Annotated in this window: 1 other annotated feature (only partly in view). The window is 56.2% G+C overall.

The features are described 5' to 3' along the window. Nucleotides 1-39: 39 nt before the first annotated feature. Nucleotides 40-1430 (bottom strand) — a sequence feature (mutual gap in cmsearch alignment for this rRNA model is longer than 100) (it continues 1979 nt past the right edge of the window).

Below are 1430 nucleotides of genomic sequence, written 5' to 3'. Positions count from 1 at the left end.
GTCGTTGCCTCAGAACTAACACAGTGGACGCGAGCAACTGAGGACAAGCCCTCGGCCTATTAGTACCGGTCACCTCCACCAGTTACCTGGCTTCCAGATCCGGCCTATCAACCCAGTCGTCTACTGGGAGCCTTACCCTCTTATAGAGGTGGGAGTCCTCATCTCGAAGCAGGCTTCCCGCTTAGATGCTTTCAGCGGTTATCCCTCCCGAACGTAGCCAACCAGCCATGCCCTTGGCAGAACAACTGGCACACCAGAGGTTCGTCCGTCCCGGTCCTCTCGTACTAGGGACAGCCCTTCTCAAGACTCCTACGCGCACAGCGGATAGGGACCGAACTGTCTCACGACGTTCTAAACCCAGCTCGCGTACCGCTTTAATGGGCGAACAGCCCAACCCTTGGGACCGACTCCAGCCCCAGGATGCGACGAGCCGACATCGAGGTGCCAAACCATCCCGTCGATATGGACTCTTGGGGAAGATCAGCCTGTTATCCCCGGGGTACCTTTTATCCGTTGAGCGACGGCGCTTCCACAAGCCACCGCCGGATCACTAGTCCCGACTTTCGTCCCTGCTCGACCCGTCGGTCTCACAGTCAAGCTCCCTTGTGCACTTACACTCAACACCTGATTGCCAACCAGGCTGAGGGAACCTTTGGGCGCCTCCGTTACTCTTTAGGAGGCAACCGCCCCAGTTAAACTACCCATCAGACACTGTCCCTGATCCGGATCACGGACCCAGGTTAGACATCCAGCACGACCAGACTGGTATTTCAACGACGACTCCCCCCGAACTGGCGTCCGGAGTTCACAGTCTCCCAGCTATCCTACACAAGCCGAACCGAACACCAATATCAAACTGTAGTAAAGGTCCCGGGGTCTTTCCGTCCTGCTGCGCGAAACGAGCATCTTTACTCGTAGTGCAATTTCACCGGGCCTATGGTTGAGACAGTCGAGAAGTCGTTACGCCATTCGTGCAGGTCGGAACTTACCCGACAAGGAATTTCGCTACCTTAGGATGGTTATAGTTACCACCGCCGTTTACTGGCGCTTAAGTTCTCAGCTTCGCCCCACCGAAATGGAGCTAACCGGTCCCCTTAACGTTCCAGCACCGGGCAGGCGTCAGTCCGTATACATCGCCTTACGGCTTCGCACGGACCTGTGTTTTTAGTAAACAGTCGCTTCTCGCTGGTCTCTGCGGCCACCCCCAGCTCAAGAGGAAAACTCTCTCACCAGGTGTGGCCCCCCTTCTCCCGAAGTTACGGGGGCATTTTGCCGAGTTCCTTAACCATAGTTCACCCGAACGCCTCGGTATTCTCTACCTGACCACCTGAGTCGGTTTAGGGTACGGGCCGCCATGAAACTCGCTAGAGGCTTTTCTCGACAGCATAGGATCATCCACTTCACCACAATCGGCTCGGCATCAGGTCTCA

Source organism: Streptomyces hyaluromycini (assembly GCF_002217755.1).
Taxonomy (GTDB): domain Bacteria; phylum Actinomycetota; class Actinomycetes; order Streptomycetales; family Streptomycetaceae; genus Streptomyces; species Streptomyces hyaluromycini.
This window is presented reverse-complemented; position numbering and strand designations above follow the sequence as displayed.